Genomic DNA, 17,725 nt, shown 5'->3' with positions numbered 1-17,725 from the left:
GGGAGACAGGCATGACGCAGGACGCGACGCTCGACGGCAAGGTGATGGTGACCGGCGGTGCCGGCTATATCGGCAGCCACGCCGTGCTCGCGCTGCTCGACTCGGGCTATGACGTGGTCGTCATCGACAATCTCGTCACCGGCTTCGACTGGGCGGTCGACCCGCGCGCCGCCTTCGTCAACGTCGCGGTCGAGGACGCGCGCGTGCGCGACGTGATCCGCGAGCACAACGTCCGCGCGATCATGCATTTCGCCGGCTCGGTCGTGGTGCCCGAGTCGGTCATCGACCCGCTCAAATATTATCGCAACAACACCGCGGCGACGCGCAGCCTGATCGAGAGCGCGGTGGCCGAGGGCGTGCCGCACTTCATCTTCTCGTCGACCGCGGCAACCTATGGCACGCCCGAGCGCGTTCCCGTCGCCGAGAACGACCCCAAGGTGCCGATCAATCCCTACGGCATGTCCAAGCTGATGACCGAGCATATGCTCAAGGACGTCTCGGCGGCGCATCCGATGAATCACTGCTGCCTGCGCTATTTCAACGTCGCCGGCGCGGACCCGCAGGGGCGCAGCGGCCAGTCGACCGTCGGCGCGACCCACCTGATCAAGATCGCGGTCGAGGCGGCGACGGGCAAGCGCGCCGCGGTGTCGGTCTACGGCACCGACTTCCCGACCAGCGACGGCACCGGGGTGCGCGACTATATCCACGTCAGCGACCTCGCCGAGGCGCATGTCGCCGCGCTCAAGCTGCTGGTCGACCGGCCGGGCGAGAGCCACACGCTCAACTGCGGCTACGGCCGCGGCTTCTCGGTGCTCGAGGTGCTCGACGCGGTCGACCGCGTCACCAACCACCCGATCGAGCGCCGGCTGGAGGGTCGCCGCGCGGGCGACCCGGCCGAGCTGGTCGCGGACAACGCCGCCATCCTGCGCACGATCGAATGGGCGCCGCGCCGCGACGACCTGGAAGGGATCGTCCGCGACGCGCTGGCGTGGGAGCGGCAGCTGGCCGAACGCGCGCGGTGACGTGGCGCTCGCTCCTGTTCGTGCCGGGCGACCGCCCGGAGCGGATGGAGAAAGCGCTCGGGCTCGGCGCCGACGCGCTGATCCTCGACCTGGAGGATTCGGTCGCGCCCGCCGCCAAGCCGGCGGCGCGCGACGCGGTGCGGAGGTTGATCGAGCGGGCGCCGGGCGGGCCGGCGCTGCTGGTGCGGGTCAACCCGGTCGCGACCGAGGCGTTCGCCGCCGACGTCGCCGCGTTGGCGGGCGCGCCGCTGATCGGCGTGGTGCTGCCCAAGGCGGAGGGGCGCGCCACCGTGGCCGCGCTCCGCGAGGCGCTGCCGGGCGACTATCCGGTGCTGCCTATCGCGACCGAGACGCCGCGCGCGGTCTTCGCGCTCGGCGACTATGACGGCGCCGGGCTGGCGGGGCTGACCTGGGGCGCGGAGGACTTGCCCGCGGCGATCGGGGCGTCGTCGTCGCGCGAGGCCGACGGCGGCTATACCGATCCGTACAGGGTGGTGCGCGCGCTCGCGCTCTTCGCCGCGCACGCCGCCGGGGTGCCCGCGATCGAGACGGTCTATCCCGACTTCCGCGACCTCGACGGGCTCGGCGCCTATGCCGCGCGTGGCCGGCGCGACGGCTTCACGGGCATGATGGCGATCCATCCCGCGCAGGTGGCGGTGATCAACGCCGCGTTCACGCCGAGCGAGGCAGAGCTCGCGGCGGCGCGGCGCGTGGTCGCGCTGTTCGAAACCAATCCGGGCGCGGGCGCGCTCCAGCTCGACGGCCGCATGGTCGACGCGCCGCACCTGGCCGCGGCGCGGCGGCTGCTCGCGGCGGCGCGCGCGGACTAGCGCGCGAACCTCGTCGCCGAGATCGCGGTGCTCCTTCGGACGCGGGAGCCCAGAGCCACGCCCGTCACGCTCGTGAACCCGGGCTCCGGCGTCCGCCGGAGCACGAGAACGCGTCGCTGGATCGACGGCTAACGCGCCAGCGAACGCCGCAGCGTCGCGCCGAGCCACCACCACAGCGCCGCCCATCCGGTGCCGGCGCACCAGCCTGCCAGCACGTCCGACGGCCAGTGCACGCCGAGGTACACGCGGCTCACCCCGATCGATCCGGTCAGCAGGGTCGCGATCGCGAAGATGTAGCTGCGCACCGCGCGACCGTCCGCCACCTGCGCCACCAGCCCGGCGAGCGTGAGATACACCAGCGCGCTGTTGGTGGCGTGCCCGCTCGGGAAGCTGAGACCGGTGACCTGGACGAGATGGTCGACCAGCTCGGGCCGCGGCCGGCCGACCCAGTATTTCGCCTGCGCCGCGATGATCGAGCCGCTGATCGTCGCCGCCGCGATCAGCGCCGCGGTGAGCCACAGCCGCCGCACCAGCAGCAGCCCGATCGTCCCCGCCACCACCAGCGTCAGCACCGTGCCGCTGCCCAGCGCGGTGACGTCGATCAGTGCGGCGTGCAGCCAGCGCGGGCCGATCGGCTGCGCCGGGTCGCCGGGCACGCGCAGCGCGAGCATGATCGCGCGATCCCAGGCGAGCGGCGCACCGCCCGCGACCAGCCGCGCGAGCAGCGCCACGCCGACCAGCCCGGCGAGGCCGAGCGCGATCCACAGGACGGGCGGGGCGGGCGGGGCCTCGCGTGGCTCCTCGGCGGGAACGGCGCGGTCGATCATCGTCTGCATGGTCGGCGACAACGAGCGAGCGGTGCGGGCGCTGCGTGGAGGAGGCGAAATTCGCCCGAGGGGAAAGACCGCGCTGGCTACAGCGACATGGATCAGGCTGGGTTGCTGACGGCGCAGGTGTGACGGGGCGCTCACACCATTGTCCTCTCGCCCGCGACGTATCGCCCAATTTCGTCCGTCATCCCCGCGGAGGCGGGGATCCATACACGCCGACGTGCCGGCTCTTTCACGAAGGTCCGCGCGTCTGGATCCCTGCCTCCGCAGGGATGACGGGGGTACCGCGAAAGCCCGGTCGCCCGCGCGCCGCCGACCCTTAGTGTCGCTTACACCAGCGATTACCATGCGATGCGCCCCACCCGCAGCATCGCCGCGGCAACAAAATGTCGCAACCGGTCGCCGCCCCCGATTGACGAAGCCACCCGCCGCAGCGCAGCATGCCCGTGATACAGTCGCAACAATGGGGGCATTGTGGTGGTGAGCTTCAAACGTCGCGTGCTGGTGCAGCTTCTCGCGTCGGCCGCGATCGCGTCCCCGGCGGCGGCTCAGGGCACGGCGTCCGACCAGGTCGCCGCCGCGCCGACCGGCTCGGGCCAGACCACCCAGGCCGACGTGCCGCAGAACAGCAGCACCACCGACGGCGACATCATCGTCACCGCGCAGAAGCGCGACGAGAACATCCAGAACGTGCCGATCAGCATCCAGGCCATCGGCACGCGCCGGCTGGATCAGCTCAACGTCTCGAACTTCAACGAATATACTCAGCTGCTGCCATCGGTGGCGTTCCAGTCGTCGCAGCCCGGCGTCACCACCGTCTACATGCGCGGCGTCGCCTCGGGCGGCGACGGCAACCACTCGGGCTCGCTGCCCTCGGTCGGCACCTATCTCGACGAGCAGCCCGTCACCACGATCGGCGGCACGCTCGACATCCACATCTACGACGTCGCGCGGATCGAGAGCCTCGCCGGCCCGCAGGGCACGCTCTACGGCGCGTCGAGCGAGGCGGGGACGATCCGCATCATCACCAACAAGCCCGACACCGCCGGCTTCTACGGCCGCGTCGACGGCGAGGTGAACAGCGTCCGCTCGGGCGGGATCGGCTATACCACCGAGGGGATGCTCAACATCCCGATCAGCGAGCGCATGGCGCTGCGCGTGGTCGGCTTCTACCAGCGCGACGCCGGCTTCATCGACAACGTGCCCGGCACGCGCAGCTTCCTGCCCCAGCCCGGCGGCATCACCGTCACCAACGACCAGTTCGTCGAGAAGGACTATAACGACACCGAGACCTATGGCGGCCGCGCCGCGCTCAAGATCGACCTCGACGACAATTGGACCGCGACGCCGACCTTCCTCTACCAGGAACAGCGCAGCCACGGCAGCTACGCCTTCGACCCGAAGGTCGGCGACCTCGAGGTGCAGCATTTCTACCCCGAATATCGCAAGGATCGCTTCGCCCAGGCGGCGCTGACGATCGAGGGGCAGCTCGGCAACTGGGACGTGACCTATGCCGGCGCCTATCTCGACCGCCGCGCCGAGCAGTCGACCGACTATACCGATTACTCGGAAGCCTATGACTCGCTCTACTCGTCGGTCGGCGGGCTGGCGGGCTATTTCTACTACCAGGACGCCGCCGGCAACACCGTCGACCCACGCCAGCGCGTCGTCGGGCGCGACCATTTCAAGAAGACCAGCCAAGAGCTGCGCGTCGCCTCGCCCGCGGACCAGCCCTTCCGGATCGTCGCGGGTGGCTTCTACCAGCGGCAGAGCAACCTGATCTTCCAGGACTATCAGATCCCCAACCTGGGCCCGGACGTGTCGGTCAACGGCTATACCGGCACGCTGTGGCTGACCCGCCAGCACCGCGTCGACAAGGATTACGCGGTGTTCGGCGAGGCGAGCTACGACCTCACGCCGCGGCTGACGCTGACCGCGGGCGGGCGCGCCTTCATCTACGACAATTCGCTCGTCGGCTTCTTCGGCTTCGGCCGCAATCCCGGCGTCGATCCCGAGGACGGCCGGCCCTATACGGCCTCGCCGTTCAACGCCGCGGGCAGCTCGCGCACCGGCGTGGCGAGCTGCTATCTCGCCGGCGGCGGCACACTGCGCGACGCCTATCTTAACGGCGGCGACACCAGCGCCTTCCTGACGACCAAGGATGTCGGCGGTATCCCCTGCGCCAACCTCGGCGTGGTCAAGGGCAACACGGTGGTGCCCAAGCGCGCCGATGGCCAGGGCGTGACCTACCGCTTCAACGCGACGTGGAAGCCGACCGACCTGTTGCTGCTCTACGCGACCTGGTCGAAGGGCTTCCGGCCCGGCGGGATCAACCGGCGCGGCGACGTCGGCGACTATGACGCCGACTTCCTCACCAACTACGAGCTCGGCTGGAAGACGACCTGGCTCGACGGGCGGTTGCGCATCAACGGCGCGGTGTACCAGCAGGACTGGGACCAGTTCCAGTTCGCCTTCCTGGGCGAGAACAGCTTCACCGTGATCCAGAACGGCCCCGACGCGCGCATCCGCGGCATCGAGATGGACGCCAACGTCAGCGCCGGGCCGCTCTCCTTCACCGCCTCGGGCGCCTATACCGACGCCAAGACACGCACCGATCTGTGCCGGACGGTCACCTGCATCGGCGACGGCAGCGACGTGGTCGCCGCGGCGGGCCGGCGCCTGCCGATCACGCCGCGCTTCAAGCTGAGCGCGACCGCGCGCTACACCGTCCCCATCGGCGCGGCGAAGGCCTACCTTCAGGGGCTGGTGGCGCACCAGAGCTCGGCGGCGTCGGACATCCGGCTCAGCGTCGAGGAGGTCGGCACCGGCCGTCTCGCCAATCCGTCGGCGGAGATCGGCCGGCTGCCCGCCTACACCACGGGCAATCTCGCGCTGGGAGCGGACTGGGGCAAATACACGCTCGAGCTGTTCGCGCGTAACCTGTGGGACGAGCGCGGCCAGATCGCCCGCTTCGTCCAATGCGGCTCCTGCTACCAGCGGCCCTATGCCGTGCCGATCACCCCGCGCACGATCGGGCTGCGGCTGGGCGCGAAGTTCTGAGGGGCGGTGCAGCGTCAGTCATCCCCTGCAATGCCATCCTGAAACGAGTTCAGGATGACGCCGGGAAGAGGGGCGGCCGGCGCGGCACCCCGGTCCGCCCGCGACGCCCGGTCCGGCGCGCGGTGATCCGGGCGCGGCGACCGTCATCGTCGCGCAGAGCGTACCGCGACGCCGTCAACTCGCTGGCGGTGGGGCATAACGCCCGGTAGACCGGCGCGATGACCGGATCGCCGCACGAGGAGGAGGACGCCCGCTGGTTCCGCCGCGCCGCGATGGCGGCGGGGCACGCCATCGTCGTCACCGGACCCGAGGTCGAGCGCCCGGGGCCGGTGATCCGCTTCGTCAACGCGGCGATGTGTGCGCTGACCGGCTATGCCGAGCACGAACTGCTCGGGGCGACGCCGCGGATCCTCCAGGGCCCCGAGACCGATCGCGCGGTGCTCGCCGCGCTCCGGGACGCGCTGCGCGCCGGCCGCGGCTATGCCGGCGAGGCGGTCAACTATCGCAAGGACGGCACGCGCTACGTCGTCGACTGGACGATCGACCCGATCCGCGACGCCGCGGGTGCGATCGAGGGCTGGATCGGCGTGCAACGCGACGTCACGGCCGAGCGCGGCCGCGACATCGAGCGTGCCGCGGCGGAAGCGCGGCTGCGCGCGATCTTCTCCGCCGCCTCGGTCGGCCTGTCCGAGGTCGACCAGCAGGGACGTTTCCTGCGCGTCAACCAGGAGCTGTGTCGTCTGCTCGGCCGCAACGAGGCCGAGCTGCTGCGCCTCGGCGTCGCCGACGTGACCCAGCCGGCCTATCTCGCCCCCTCCGTCGCCGCAGTGGAACGCGCGCTGGCGAGCGGGCGCACCGCCACGCTCGACAAATGCTACCATCGCTCCGACGGCACCAGCGTCTGGGCGAACAGCAGCATCACCCCGCTCGGTGCGCCGGGCGATCCGGCGCGCTCGCTGCTGGTCGTCACGATCGATCTTACTGCGCGCAAGCGCGCCGAGGCGGCGCTGCGCGAGAGCGAGGCGCGCTTCCGGCAGTTCGGCGCCGCGTCGGCCGACGCTTTGTGGGTGCGCGACGCGCGCGACCTGCGCATCGAATATGCCAGCCCCGCCTTCGAGCGCCTGTACGGCCTGCCGTTGGCGACGGTCGGCGGCCGCGACGACCTGCGCCGCGTCGCGCGGCTGATCCTGCCCGCCGACCGCGCCGGCGCGATCGACGCGGTGCGCCGCGTCCGCGCGGGCGCGACCGTCACCGCCGAGTTCCGTATCCGCCGTGCCGCCGACGGCGCGGTGCGCTGGGTGCGTGACACCGCTTTCCCGATCCGCGACGGCGAGGGCCGGGTCCACCGCATCGGCGGGATCAGCGAGGATGCCACCGCGGCCAAGGCGAGCTCGGACCGGCTCGAGGTGCTCGTCGCCGAGCTGCAGCACCGGACGCGTAACCTGCTCGGCGTCGTCCGCGGCCTGTCGAACCAGCTGATCGCGAGCAGCGCCTCGCTCGACGATTTCGCCGGCCGGTTCGATGACCGGCTGCGCGCGCTGGCGCGGGTCAACGGGCTGCTCGCGCGGCTCAGCGAGGGGGATCGCATCACCTTCGACGAGCTGGCGCGGAGCGAGCTCGAGTCGCTCGGCGGCGCCGACTGGCTCGGCTCGGGACGGGTGACCATGACCGGGCCGGTCGGCGTGCGGCTGCGCTCCAGCACGGTGCAGACCTTCGCGCTCGCGCTCCACGAACTCGCCACCAACGCACTCAAATATGGCGCGCTGTCGCCGCGGGGCGGGCGGCTGGCGCTGGACTGGCGAGTCGCGGCGGACGGGGGCTCGCCGATGCTGCACGTCACCTGGCACGAGAGCGGGGTCGCGCGCGATCCCGTCGCCGACGCGCCGGCGCCGGGCGGCGGCTATGGGCGCGAGCTGATCGAGCATGCCTTGCCCTATCAGCTCGGCGCGCGCACCCGCTTCGCGCTGCGCGACGACGGCGTCCATTGCGAGATCGCGCTGCCCGCCTCGCGCGGTTCCGAAACCGCGCGCGCTGCGCTAGAGCCGGAGCCAGAGACCGGCCGCGCCGGGCACGACATCGGAGAGGATTGAACACCGCATGACCCAGATGGGCCGGTTCGACTGGGCAGACCCGTTCCTGCTCGACGATCAGCTGAGCGAGGACGAGCGGATGGTACGCGACACCGCGCGTGCGTACGCGGAGGACAAGCTCGCGCCGCGCATCGTCGAGGCGTTCGCCAACGAGCACACCGATCCCGCGATCTTCCGCGAGATGGGGGCGCTGGGGCTGCTCGGCCCGACCATCCCGGAGGAATATGGCGGCGTCGGCGCCTCCTATGTCGCCTATGGGCTGGTGGCGCGCGAGGTGGAGCGGATCGACTCAGGGTATCGCTCGATGATGAGCGTGCAGTCGAGCCTCGTGATGTACCCGATCTACGCCTATGGCTCGGAGGAGCAGCGCCATCGCTGGCTGCCCGGGCTGGCGCGCGGCGAGCTGATCGGCTGCTTCGGCCTCACCGAGCCCGACGCCGGCTCGGACCCCGGCGGCATGACGACGCGCGCGCGCAAGGTGGACGGCGGCTACGTGCTCTCGGGCGCCAAGACGTGGATCTCGAACAGCCCGATCGCGGACGTGTTCGTGATCTGGGCCAAGAGCGACGCGCACGACGGCGCGATCCGCGGCTTCGTGCTGGAGAAGGGCGCGAAGGGGCTCGCCACGCCCAAGATCGAGGGCAAATTGAGCTTGCGCGCCTCGATCACCGGGATGGTGATGATGGACGAGGTCGAGGTCGGCGAGGACGCGCTGCTGCCGAACGTGGCGGGGCTGAAGGGGCCGTTCGGCTGTCTCAATCGCGCGCGCTTCGGGATCAGCTGGGGCGCGCTGGGCGCGGCGGAATATTGCTTCCACGCCGCGCGCCAATACGGGCTCGACCGCCGGCAGTTCGGCACGCCGCTCGCCGGGCGCCAGCTGTTCCAGAAGAAGCTGGCCGACATGGAGACCGAGATCGCGCTCGGGCTGCAGGCGAGCCTGCGCGTCGGGCGGCTGATGGACGAGGGCCGGTTCGCGCCCGAGATGGTCTCGCTGGTCAAGCGCAACAACGTCGGCAAGGCGCTCGACGTCGCGCGCGCGGCGCGCGACATGCACGGCGGCAACGGCATCTCGGGCGAGTATCAGGTGATGCGCCATCTGATGAACCTCGAGACGGTCAACACCTATGAGGGCGCGCACGACGTCCACGCGCTGATCCTCGGACGGGCGATCACCGGCATCGCGGCCTTCTGAGAGCGCGAATCCTCCCCGGCACGGGGAGGGGGACCGCCGCGCGTAGCGCGGTGGTGGAGGGGGCTCTCCGCGTCGCGCAGCGCTGATGGCGGTGCGTCTCACTCAGCGCAGCGTTCGTGGAGCCCCCCCTCCACCATGCTTTGCATGGTCCCCCTCCCCGCGAGCGGGGAGGATCTCGGAACTTCGCGCGCTTCACCCCGGTTGTCGCTCGCATCGCGTCAGGAGCGTGTGAAATGGCGAAGCAGAGCAAGGCGCAGCAGGAGACGGTCGAGCGCGTCATGCACGAGTTCGCGGAAGGCGAGCTGGAGACCAGCGCGGGACGCAAGGTCAGCAGTCGCCAACAGGCGATCGCGATCGGGCTGAGCGAGGCCGGCGCGTCGAACCACCAGACCCCTGCGCAGAACAGGCGCCGAAAGGGCGAAGCGGAGCGGCGCGAGCGCGGGCAGGGGCCGAGCAAGGCCGATCTGTACGAGCGCGCGAAGAAGGCGGACGTGCCGGGCCGCTCGACGATGAGCAAGGCTCAGCTGGAGAAGGCGCTCGGTTGAAGGCGCCGGGTTGCCCGCGCTGTCGCGCCGCTTCCCACCCCCCGACATACACATCGCCGTCATCCCGGACTTGTTCCGGGATCCACTCCGCCGCGAGAGCCGCCGTCCAGGAGTGCGCGGAAGAGTGGATCCCGGAACAAGTCCGGGATGACGGAAGGGGGAAGCGGCGGCAGCATACCCACTGACGGGCGCCGCAACTCTGAGAGCTGCGGCCGCCCCCCTCAATAGGCCGCGGTGAAGCGTGCGCGCGGGTGGCGGTGCTGCTCCAGCTCGTCGACCATCGCGATCGCATAGTCGGCGAAGCTGATCCGACTCTGCCCCTCCTCGTCGACCACCAGCTCGTCGCCGCCGAGCCGGAAGCGGCCGGTGCGCGGCCCCTCCTCGATCAGCGCGGCCGGCGAGAAGAAGGTCCAGTCGATGTCCTCCACCGTGCGCAACGCGTCGAGGAAGCGGACCCCGCCCATCGCCATGTCGCGCCACGCCGCCGGGAAATCGGGCGAATCGATCAGCCGGCCGCCGTCGGCGGTGCGCAGGCTCGCCGCGCCACCGGTGACCAGCAGCCGCGCCACGCCGGCGGTGCGGAGCGCGCCCAGCAGCGTCTCCGCGGTGACGTCGAAGTGGAGCGCGCTGATCACCGCGTCGTGGCCGCGGACCAGCCCGGCCAGCGCGTCGGCGTCGCGTGCGTCACCCGCCACCGCGGTGACGCCGTCGGCCGCGGGGATCGCCTCAGGATGGCGCGCGATTGCGGTGACCTGATGGCCGCGCCGCGCCAGCTCGCGCGTGATCTCCCTGCCCGCGCGACCGCTCGCGCCCAGCACCGCTACCTTCATCTCGCCCTCCGTGGATGGTTTCCAACGGTGACCTACTTGGCTAGGGCGAGGCACCATGCAAGACGGCACTTCCGCCTCACCTGGTCACCTCGGCGATACCGCGCGCGGTGACGCTTACGCCGCCGACTGCCCGACGCGGCGCCTGCTCGACCGGGTCGGCGACAAATGGAGCGTGCTGATCCTGCTGCTGCTCGGCGACTCGCCGCGCCGCTTCAGCGAGCTCAAGCGCCGCGTCGCGGGCGTGTCGCAGAAGATGCTGAGCCAGACGCTGCGCTCGCTCGAGCGCGACGGGCTGGTGACTCGCGAGGTCGAGGCCAGCGTGCCGATCAAGGTGGTTTATCGCGTCACGCCGCTCGGGCGCGAGCTGCTCGGCGCGCTGCGCCAGATGATCGACTGGGCCGAGACGCGGATGGGCGCGGTCGCGGCGGCGCAGGCGCGCTACGACACGCGCGACGAGGCCGCGGCGGAGATGGTAGCGCTCTCCGAATGATACTGTTAACCCTCTGGTCCACGGCGCCGAAAGCGTCGACAGCAGAGGGAGAGGGACATGCGCGAGGCCGACCGCCGCACCATCATCGCCGGGCTCGGGATGGGGCTCGCTGCCGCCGCGAGCGGCGCCTGCGCCGCGCCGTCGCGCGACCGCAAGATCGGCTATGCCGTGGTCGGGCTGGGCCGCTACGCCGAGCTGATCATGTCCAAGTTCGCCGAATGCGACCACTCGCGCCTGGTCGCACTGGTCAGCGGCACGCCCGCCAAGCTCGAGAAGTTCGGTGCGCAGTACAACATTCCGAAGACGCACCGCTACAGCTATGCCACCTTCGACACGATCCGCGACAATCCCGACATCGACGTGGTCTACGTCATCCTGCCCAATTCGATGCACGCCGAATATGTCGTGCGCGCCGCCAAGGCGGGCAAGCACGTGATGTGCGAGAAGCCGATGGCGGTCTCGGTAGCGGAATGCCAGACGATGATCGACGCCTGCCGCGCCGCCAAGCGCAAGCTGATGATCGGCTATCGCTCGCGCTTCCAGCCGCACAACATGCTCGCGATCCAGCTGGCGCAGAGCGGCTTCGTCGGCAAGACGCAGATCATCACCTCGGAGCACGGCTTCACCATCCAGCCCAACCAGTGGCGGCTCGACCGCCCGCTGTCGGGCGGCGGCTCGCTGATGGACATCGGCATCTACAGCCTCAACGCGGCGCGCTATCTCGCCGGCGAGAACCCGGTCGAGGTCAGCGCGATCGAGTCGACCGACCGCTCCGACCCGCGCTTCCGCACGGTGGAGGACAAGATCTCCTTCCTGCTGCGCTTTCCCTCGGGGATCGAGGCGACCTGCGTGTCGAGCTACAATTCCAACCACAACGCCTATCGCGTCACCGGCACCAAGGGCTGGATCGAGCTCGAGCCCGCCACCTCGTACGAGGGGCAGAAGATGCGGATCAACCGCGACGGCCGCACCGAACCGCGCGACCCGCCCGCGGGCAAGGCGCAGCACGCCGGACAGCTCGACCATCTCGCCGAGTGCATCCTCGACGACAAGGAGCCGCTGACCGGCGGCGAGGAGGGGCTCGCCGACCTGCGCGTGATCGAGGCGATCTACCGCTCGGCGCGCGAGGGCCAGCGCGTGCGGCTGGTATGACGGTCCTCACCCGGCGCGCGGCGCTGGCGGGACTGGGCGCGGGACTGGGCGCGGGGGCGCTGCTCGCGAGCGCCGCGCGCGCGGCCGAGCCGCCGCCGATGGGGGTGCTGCGGCTCGACCCGCGGCTCGACGCGATCATCCCGCGCGGCGCGACGATCGAGACGCTCGCCACCGGCTATCGCTGGGCCGAGGGGCCGGTGTGGGTCGCGAAGGGCGACTATCTGCTCTTCTCCGACGTACCCGCGAACGTCGTCCACCGCTGGTCGCGCCGCGACGGCGCGCGGCCGTTCCTCGATCCGGCGGGCCTGCAGACGCCGATCCCGCCCGCGATCCGCGAGGCCGGCGCCAACGGGCTCGCGCTCGATCGCCAGGGCCGGCTGATCGTCGCGGACAGCGGCACGCGCGCGATCGTCCGCGTCGACCTCGCGACCAAGAAGCGGACGGTGCTGGCCGAGCGCTATCGCGGCAAGCGCTTCAATAGCCCCAACGACGTGGTCGTGGCGCGCTCGGGGGCGATCTACTTCACCGACCCGACCTACGGCTTCGCCGCCGGCCCCGACTCGCCGCTGCGCGAGCTCGACGTGATGGGGCTGTACCGGCTCGATCCCGACGGCACGGTGACGCTGCTCGACGGCGCGCGGCGCTTCCCCAACGGCGTCGGCCTCTCGCCCGACGAGCGGACTTTGTACCTGTCCTGCTCGGACGACGCCGCGCCGCTGGTCTGGGCCTATGCGCTCGACGCGCGCGGCCGGCCGACGGGATCGCGCGTGTTCAGCGACATGCGCGCGGACAAGGCGAAGGGCTGGGCCGGCGCGCCCGACGGGATGGACGTCGCGGCGGCAGGCCACCTGTTCGTCAGCGGGCCGGGCGGCATGCACGTGCTGAGCCCAGCGGGCGAGCCACTCGGCATCATCGGCAACGGCAAGCCGATCGCCAACGCCTGCGTCGGCGAGGGCGGGCGCAGCCTGTTCCTGACGGCGTCGGACCGCATCTGCCGCGTCGCGCTGGTGGGGTGATCGGGGCGCTCATTCGCGCGGGGGGAGCCGGGCTACGCGCGCTGCCTATCGCCGCGGAAGGTAGCCTCAGCGTCCGGCAATCGTGCCTATGATCGCGCCACCTGCGCGTCTGGATCCCCGCCTGCGCGGGGATGACGGAGGAGATAGGCGACGGATCTTACCACTTCGATCCGTCATCCCCGCGAATTTAGTTCGTCATCCCCGCGCACTTAATTCCGTCATCCTCGCGAAGGCGGGGGTCCAGACGCGCTGTCTCGAGCGAGGGAGCACGCCGCTCGCCGCACTGTGGCGCGGAAGCAACCCTCCCAGATCAACGATCCACCGCAGCCCGCCGCGTGTCGACACGAGTCCGCGCGCGACCTACATGCATGGTTAACGGCGCCACCCGAGCGCCGCAGCAGAGGGAGAAGAAGCATGCGGTCCACCCACGCCACACGGCTGCTCAGCGGCGCCGCCACCGTCGCGATGACGCTGCTCGCCGCGCCCGCGCTCGCCCAGACCGGCGCCGCACCCGGCGTCACGCCTGACCCCGCCCAGGACACCGCGCAGCGCTCGCAGCCCGATACGGGCATCGTCGACACCACCGCCCCGACCGGCGATGATATCATCGTCGTCGGCACCGCCGGCGGCGGCACGCGGCGGCAGGACGCCGCCTTCGCGGTCACCACGCTCAGCGACGACGCGATCGAGCGCGCCGCGCCCAACAGCACCGCCGACCTGCTCCGCACCGTCCCCGGCGTGATGGCGGAGAGCTCGGGCGGGCAGAACGGCGCCAATATCTTCGTGCGCGGCTACCCCTCGGGCGGCGACGCGCAATTCGTGACCTTCCAGCTCGGCGGCGTGCCGATCTTCCCGCCCTCGACCCTGTCCTTCCTCGAGAACTCGCAGCTGATCCGGCTCGACGAGACGGTGCAGCGGGTCGAGGCGGTGCGCGGCGGCACCGGCTCGCTCTTCTCCAACGGCCAGCCCGGCCTGACCGTCAACGTCGTGCCGCGCACCGGCGGCAGCGCGCTCCACGGCCTCGCCAAATTCTCCTACACCGACTATGACGAGGCACGCGGCGACGCCTGGGTGTCGGGCCCGCTCGGCGAGAACACCGGCTTCATGATCGGCGGCTTCTACGCGCAGGGCAACGGCATCCGCGACCCAGGCTTCCGCGCCGAGAAGGGCGGTCAGGTCACCGCCAACATCCACCATGATTTCGAGGGGCGCGGCTCGGTCGAGGTCTATGCGCGCTACCTCAACGATCGCGGCCAGTGGCTGCTGCCGATCCCGGTGATCCAGGACGGGCGCAAGATCAGCGCCTATCCCGGCTTCGACGCGGGCACCGGCACCTTGCTCGGGCCGGAGACGCGGCTGACGCGCAACGTCCAGGGCAACACCGTCAACCTCGAGAACGGCCGCGGCGCCGACGTGATCAACACCGGCATCACCTTCGACTATGAGGTGGCGGACGGCCTGCGCGTGCGCGAGCGGATGAGCTATCTCGGCGGGCGCGCCGACACGGTCGGGCTCGTCCCCGACGGTCCGCCCACCGCCGCCTCGGCGATGGCAACCGCGCTCGGCGGCGCGGGCTCGACCGTCGCCTCGCTCAGCTTCGTCAATGGCGGCGGCGCGGTCGCCTCGGGCACGGACACGCAGGTGATGCGCGCGGGCATCTGGAGCGTGCAGAAGAAGATCACCTCCTTCGTCGCCGACACCGCGCTGGAGTGGAAGGCCGGCGGCAACAAGCTGACCGGCGGCTTCTACTACGCCGATTACACCACGCGCGACCAATGGGCGCTGGGCAACCAGGTGCTGCTCACCGCCGAGCCGCGCGCGCGGCTGCTCAACCTGACGCTCAACGGCGGGCGCACCGCGACGCAGAACGGCTTCACCAGCGGCGACGGCTTCCTGGTCGACGCTTATTACAAGGGGTCGGACCTCGCCTTCTACGCGGTCGACGAGCTGCAGATCACATCGCAGCTGCGCGTCGACGGCGGCCTGCGCTACCAGAAGCATATCGTCGACGGCAATTTGCGCACCCCGGCGGCGACCCAGGTCAACCTCGATGGCAACCCCAACACGCTGTACGACAATGCGGTCAACGTGTTCGGCGAGCGCCGCGCGCTCGACCCGTTCCGCGAGGGGCGCTGGTCGTGGACCGCGGGTGCCAACTACGACTTCACGTCGCAGGTCGGCGTGTTCGCGCGCTACAGCCGCGGCCACAGCTTCCCGCAGTTCGACAACCTGCGCGAGGGGCTGACGATCGTCGCCAAGGTCGACACCTACGAGGGTGGTCTCAAGGTCTCGATGCCGTGGCTCAACCTCTACGCCACCGTGTTCCACAACAAGTTCGACGGGCTGGCGACGACGCAGCTGATCAACAACGTCGCGCTGAGCCAGGTCGGCGGCGCCAAGGCGACCGGCGTCGAGCTGGAGGGCGCGCTGCGCCCGTTCGCGGGCTTCAGCCTGGCGGCGGCCGGGACGTTCCTCGACGGCACCTACCAGGACTTCTTCACCGGCGGCGGCGCGATCGACAACACCGGCAATCGCGTGCAGCGCCAGCCGCGCTGGATGTGGCGCGTGACGCCGTCCTACGAGCTGCCGGTGGGGAGCCTGCGGCCGTCGCTGTTCGCGACGCTGCAATATACCGGCGACCGCTTCTCCGACCCCGAGAACCAGCAGCTGCTGCCGCGCTTCTACCAGCTCGACGCGGGCGTGTCGGTCGAGGTGGCGGAGCGGATCCGGCTGCAGGTGACGGGCAACAACCTCACCAACGAGATCGGGCTGACCGAGGGCAACCCGCGCATCATCGGCTCGCAGGGGACCGGGCCGGTGCTGGCGCGCCCGATCCTCGGCCGCTCGCTCCGCTTCAGCGCGGCGCTGAGCTTCTGAGGGGGGGCGTCACTCCCCTTCGGAAGGCAAACCGCGCCACTCTCTCCCGTCATCCCGGACTTGTTCCGGGATCCACGGTGCCGCTCATGCTGACGTCGTTGTGCTCGCGGAGGAGTGGATCCCGGAACACGTCCGGGATGACGGTAGAAGGTGGGATGTCCGCCCGTGGCAAAAGCGGATCTCCTGCCGCCGCCATACGTCAGAGCCGCTAACGTATCGGCTTGCCCCGCTCCCTTACGTGCCGCATACAATAAGATAATTGCTTTCGAATGGCGCGACTCTCGGAGCTCAGCCCGGAGCGCGGGACGAAGGCGGTGAGCGCGCAAGCCTCTGCAACGACGCACGCGAAGGAGAGACGATGACGATCAGCGAGGGGATCAGCCGCCGCACGTGGCTGGCCGGGGCGGCGGCCACGGCGATGGCAGGGGCGCTGCCGGGCGTCGCGCAGGCGGCGCGGCGCCGCAAGGCGGGCGACAAGATCAACATCGCGGTGATCGGCGCGGGCGGCATGGGCGCCGCCAACGCCTCGCGGCTGACCGGCGAGAATATCGTCGCAGCGTGCGACGTCGATTTCGACCATGTCGCCAAGTCGCTGCTCGGCCGCGACGGCAACACCAACCCCGAGCGCGTCGCGCTGCGCGCCGCCTATGACAAGGCCGAGCATTTCAGCGACTATCGCAAGCTGTTCGACAAGCGGAAGGACATCGAGGCGGTCCTGATCGCCACGCCCGACCACCATCACGCGGTCGCGGCCAAGATGGCGATGGAGCGCGGGCTCCACGTCTATGTCCAGAAGCCGCTGACCTATACGGTCGCGGAGAGTCGCATGCTGGCCGAGCTGGCGCGCAAGAACCCCAAGCTGGTCACGCAGATGGGCAACCAGGGCCACTCGGGCGACGACGGTCGCCGCGTGGTCGAGCTGCTGCGCGGCGGCGCCATCGGCAACGTGCGCGAGGTCCATGCCTGGACCAACCGCCCGATCTGGCCGCAGGGCATCGCGCGCCCCGATCCGGTGGCCAAGCCCGCCAGCCTCGACTGGGACCTGTGGCTCGGGCCGGCCTCGGTCGACTGGGGCTACAACCCTGATTACGCCCACTTCAACTGGCGTGGGTGGACCCCGTTCGGTACCGGCGCGCTGGGCGACATGGGCGCGCACCTGCTCGACTTCCCGGTGTGGGCGCTCGAGCCCGGCCTGCCGACGCGGGTGGAGACGCGCCACTCGCGCTGGGCGTCGCGCGACCAGCCGGCGCAGCCGGGCAGCTGGCCGCTGGCGGGGCTGACCTTCTTCGAGTTCGGCAACGCCAAGGGCGGGCCGATCAAGCTCACCTGGTACGACGGCGGGCTGATGCCGCCGACGCCGCACGACCTGCCCGCCGAGGTGACGATGACGCCCGACGGCGGCGTGCTCTACGTCGGCGATCAGGGCATGCTGATGCACGAGACCTATGGCGAGAAGCCGGTGGTGTTCGGCGCCGGCGCGGCCGAGCGCGCTGCGGCGGTGCCGCGCTCGCTGCCGCGGATCGAGGGCGGGCTGCAGGGGCATGAGCGCAACTGGCTCGCTGCGATCCGCGGCGAGACGCAGGCGTCGTGCCCGTTCGCTTATGCCACCACGCTCAACGAGACGATGCTCCTGGGCATGGTTGCGCTGCGTGCCGGTCGGCCGATCACGTACGACGGCAACGCCGCTCGGATCACCGACGCGGCGGAGGCGAACACGCTGCTGACGCGTGACTATCGGAGCGGTTGGACGATCTGAGGGGGGGGAGTGGGCCTCGCCGGAAAGACCGTTGA

Annotated in this window: 13 protein-coding genes; 11 read left to right on the top strand and 2 right to left on the bottom strand. The window is 70.8% G+C overall.

The genetic code is table 11. The features are described 5' to 3' along the window. Nucleotides 1-11: 11 nt before the first annotated feature. Together galE and FHY03_RS03130 are read left to right on the top strand one after the other, a co-directional pair. Nucleotides 12-1,022 (top strand): UDP-glucose 4-epimerase GalE, encoded by a 1,011-nt coding sequence (galE, locus tag FHY03_RS03135; protein ID WP_183928686.1) that lies wholly within the window; start codon nt 12-14, stop codon nt 1,020-1,022. Further along, nucleotides 1,019-1,852: a CoA ester lyase gene (locus FHY03_RS03130; protein ID WP_183928684.1), complete on the top strand. Its 834-nt coding sequence runs from the start codon at nt 1,019-1,021 to the stop codon at nt 1,850-1,852. Before galE ends, FHY03_RS03130 begins: the two co-directional genes overlap by 4 nt. A 128-nt stretch (nt 1,853-1,980) precedes the next feature. Here FHY03_RS03130 and FHY03_RS03125 read toward each other — a convergent pair whose 3' ends face one another. Then, the gene (locus FHY03_RS03125; RefSeq protein ID WP_260158627.1) at nt 1,981-2,688 is read right to left on the bottom strand and encodes a phosphatase PAP2 family protein; all 708 of its coding nucleotides are present in this window, start codon (nt 2,686-2,688) and stop codon (nt 1,981-1,983) included. A gap of 474 nt (nt 2,689-3,162) precedes the next feature. Between FHY03_RS03125 and FHY03_RS03120 the strand changes: the two genes are divergently transcribed. From FHY03_RS03120 to FHY03_RS03105, 4 genes are all read left to right on the top strand, one after another. Next, entirely contained in the window at nt 3,163-5,742 is a 2,580-nt protein-coding gene (locus FHY03_RS03120) for a TonB-dependent receptor (protein ID WP_311721294.1), read from the top strand. A 218-nt stretch (nt 5,743-5,960) separates the two neighbouring features. Further along, the gene (locus FHY03_RS03115) at nt 5,961-7,832 is read left to right on the top strand and encodes a PAS domain S-box protein (protein ID WP_183921799.1); all 1,872 of its coding nucleotides are present in this window, start codon (nt 5,961-5,963) and stop codon (nt 7,830-7,832) included. A 7-nt stretch (nt 7,833-7,839) separates the two neighbouring features. Then, nucleotides 7,840-9,024: an acyl-CoA dehydrogenase gene (locus FHY03_RS03110; RefSeq protein WP_183928680.1), complete on the top strand. Its 1,185-nt coding sequence runs from the start codon at nt 7,840-7,842 to the stop codon at nt 9,022-9,024. Nucleotides 9,025-9,257: 233 nt separating this feature from the next. Continuing rightward, nucleotides 9,258-9,569 carry a DUF6496 domain-containing protein gene (locus FHY03_RS03105; protein ID WP_183928678.1) on the top strand — a complete coding sequence of 104 codons (312 nt, stop codon included), beginning with the start codon at nt 9,258-9,260 and terminating at the stop codon, nt 9,567-9,569. 221 nt (nt 9,570-9,790) lie between these two features. On the opposite strand, the gene FHY03_RS03100 is transcribed toward FHY03_RS03105, so the two are convergent. Then, on the bottom strand, nt 9,791-10,399 hold the full coding sequence (locus FHY03_RS03100; protein WP_183928676.1) for an NAD(P)-dependent oxidoreductase: 609 nt from the start codon (nt 10,397-10,399) through the stop codon (nt 9,791-9,793). A 55-nt stretch (nt 10,400-10,454) separates the two neighbouring features. Here FHY03_RS03100 and FHY03_RS03095 point away from each other — a divergent pair, with 55 nt between their 5' ends. From FHY03_RS03095 to FHY03_RS03075, 5 genes are all read left to right on the top strand, one after another. Further along, nucleotides 10,455-10,889, top strand: coding sequence for a helix-turn-helix domain-containing protein (locus FHY03_RS03095; RefSeq protein ID WP_183928674.1), 435 nt, complete (start codon nt 10,455-10,457; stop codon nt 10,887-10,889). Between the two features lie 57 nt (nt 10,890-10,946). Then, nucleotides 10,947-12,041: a Gfo/Idh/MocA family protein gene (locus tag FHY03_RS03090; protein ID WP_260158626.1), complete on the top strand. Its 1,095-nt coding sequence runs from the start codon at nt 10,947-10,949 to the stop codon at nt 12,039-12,041. Continuing rightward, nucleotides 12,038-13,057, top strand: a complete 1,020-nt coding sequence (locus FHY03_RS03085) for an SMP-30/gluconolactonase/LRE family protein (protein WP_183928672.1) — start codon at nt 12,038-12,040, stop codon at nt 13,055-13,057. The genes FHY03_RS03090 and FHY03_RS03085 overlap by 4 nt, the downstream gene beginning before the upstream one ends. A gap of 414 nt (nt 13,058-13,471) precedes the next feature. Beyond that, on the top strand, nt 13,472-15,934 hold the full coding sequence (locus tag FHY03_RS03080) for a TonB-dependent receptor (protein WP_183928670.1): 2,463 nt from the start codon (nt 13,472-13,474) through the stop codon (nt 15,932-15,934). A 358-nt stretch (nt 15,935-16,292) separates the two neighbouring features. After that, nucleotides 16,293-17,690 carry a Gfo/Idh/MocA family protein gene (locus FHY03_RS03075; protein WP_183921793.1) on the top strand — a complete coding sequence of 466 codons (1,398 nt, stop codon included), beginning with the start codon at nt 16,293-16,295 and terminating at the stop codon, nt 17,688-17,690. The last annotated feature ends 35 nt before the right edge of the window (nt 17,691-17,725 follow it).

This window comes from Sphingomonas sp. BK345, from assembly GCF_014193845.1.
Classification (GTDB): Bacteria; Pseudomonadota; Alphaproteobacteria; order Sphingomonadales; family Sphingomonadaceae; genus Sphingomonas.
Note: the sequence above shows the minus strand (reverse complement) of the source record. Positions and strands in the feature narration are given on the sequence as shown.

Coding starts and splice junctions, on each gene's coding strand:
- FHY03_RS03095 (WP_183928674.1), top strand. CDS start 10,455: ATGCAAGACGGCACTTCCGCCTCACCTGGTCACCTCGGCGATACCGCG.
- FHY03_RS03100 (WP_183928676.1), bottom strand. CDS start 10,399: ATGAAGGTAGCGGTGCTGGGCGCGAGCGGTCGCGCGGGCAGGGAGATC.
- FHY03_RS03075 (WP_183921793.1), top strand. CDS start 16,293: ATGACGATCAGCGAGGGGATCAGCCGCCGCACGTGGCTGGCCGGGGCG.
- FHY03_RS03110 (WP_183928680.1), top strand. CDS start 7,840: ATGACCCAGATGGGCCGGTTCGACTGGGCAGACCCGTTCCTGCTCGAC.
- FHY03_RS03115 (WP_183921799.1), top strand. CDS start 5,961: ATGACCGGATCGCCGCACGAGGAGGAGGACGCCCGCTGGTTCCGCCGC.
- galE (WP_183928686.1), top strand. CDS start 12: ATGACGCAGGACGCGACGCTCGACGGCAAGGTGATGGTGACCGGCGGT.
- FHY03_RS03090 (WP_260158626.1), top strand. CDS start 10,947: ATGCGCGAGGCCGACCGCCGCACCATCATCGCCGGGCTCGGGATGGGG.
- FHY03_RS03125 (WP_260158627.1), bottom strand. CDS start 2,688: ATGCAGACGATGATCGACCGCGCCGTTCCCGCCGAGGAGCCACGCGAG.
- FHY03_RS03105 (WP_183928678.1), top strand. CDS start 9,258: ATGGCGAAGCAGAGCAAGGCGCAGCAGGAGACGGTCGAGCGCGTCATG.
- FHY03_RS03080 (WP_183928670.1), top strand. CDS start 13,472: ATGCGGTCCACCCACGCCACACGGCTGCTCAGCGGCGCCGCCACCGTC.
- FHY03_RS03085 (WP_183928672.1), top strand. CDS start 12,038: ATGACGGTCCTCACCCGGCGCGCGGCGCTGGCGGGACTGGGCGCGGGA.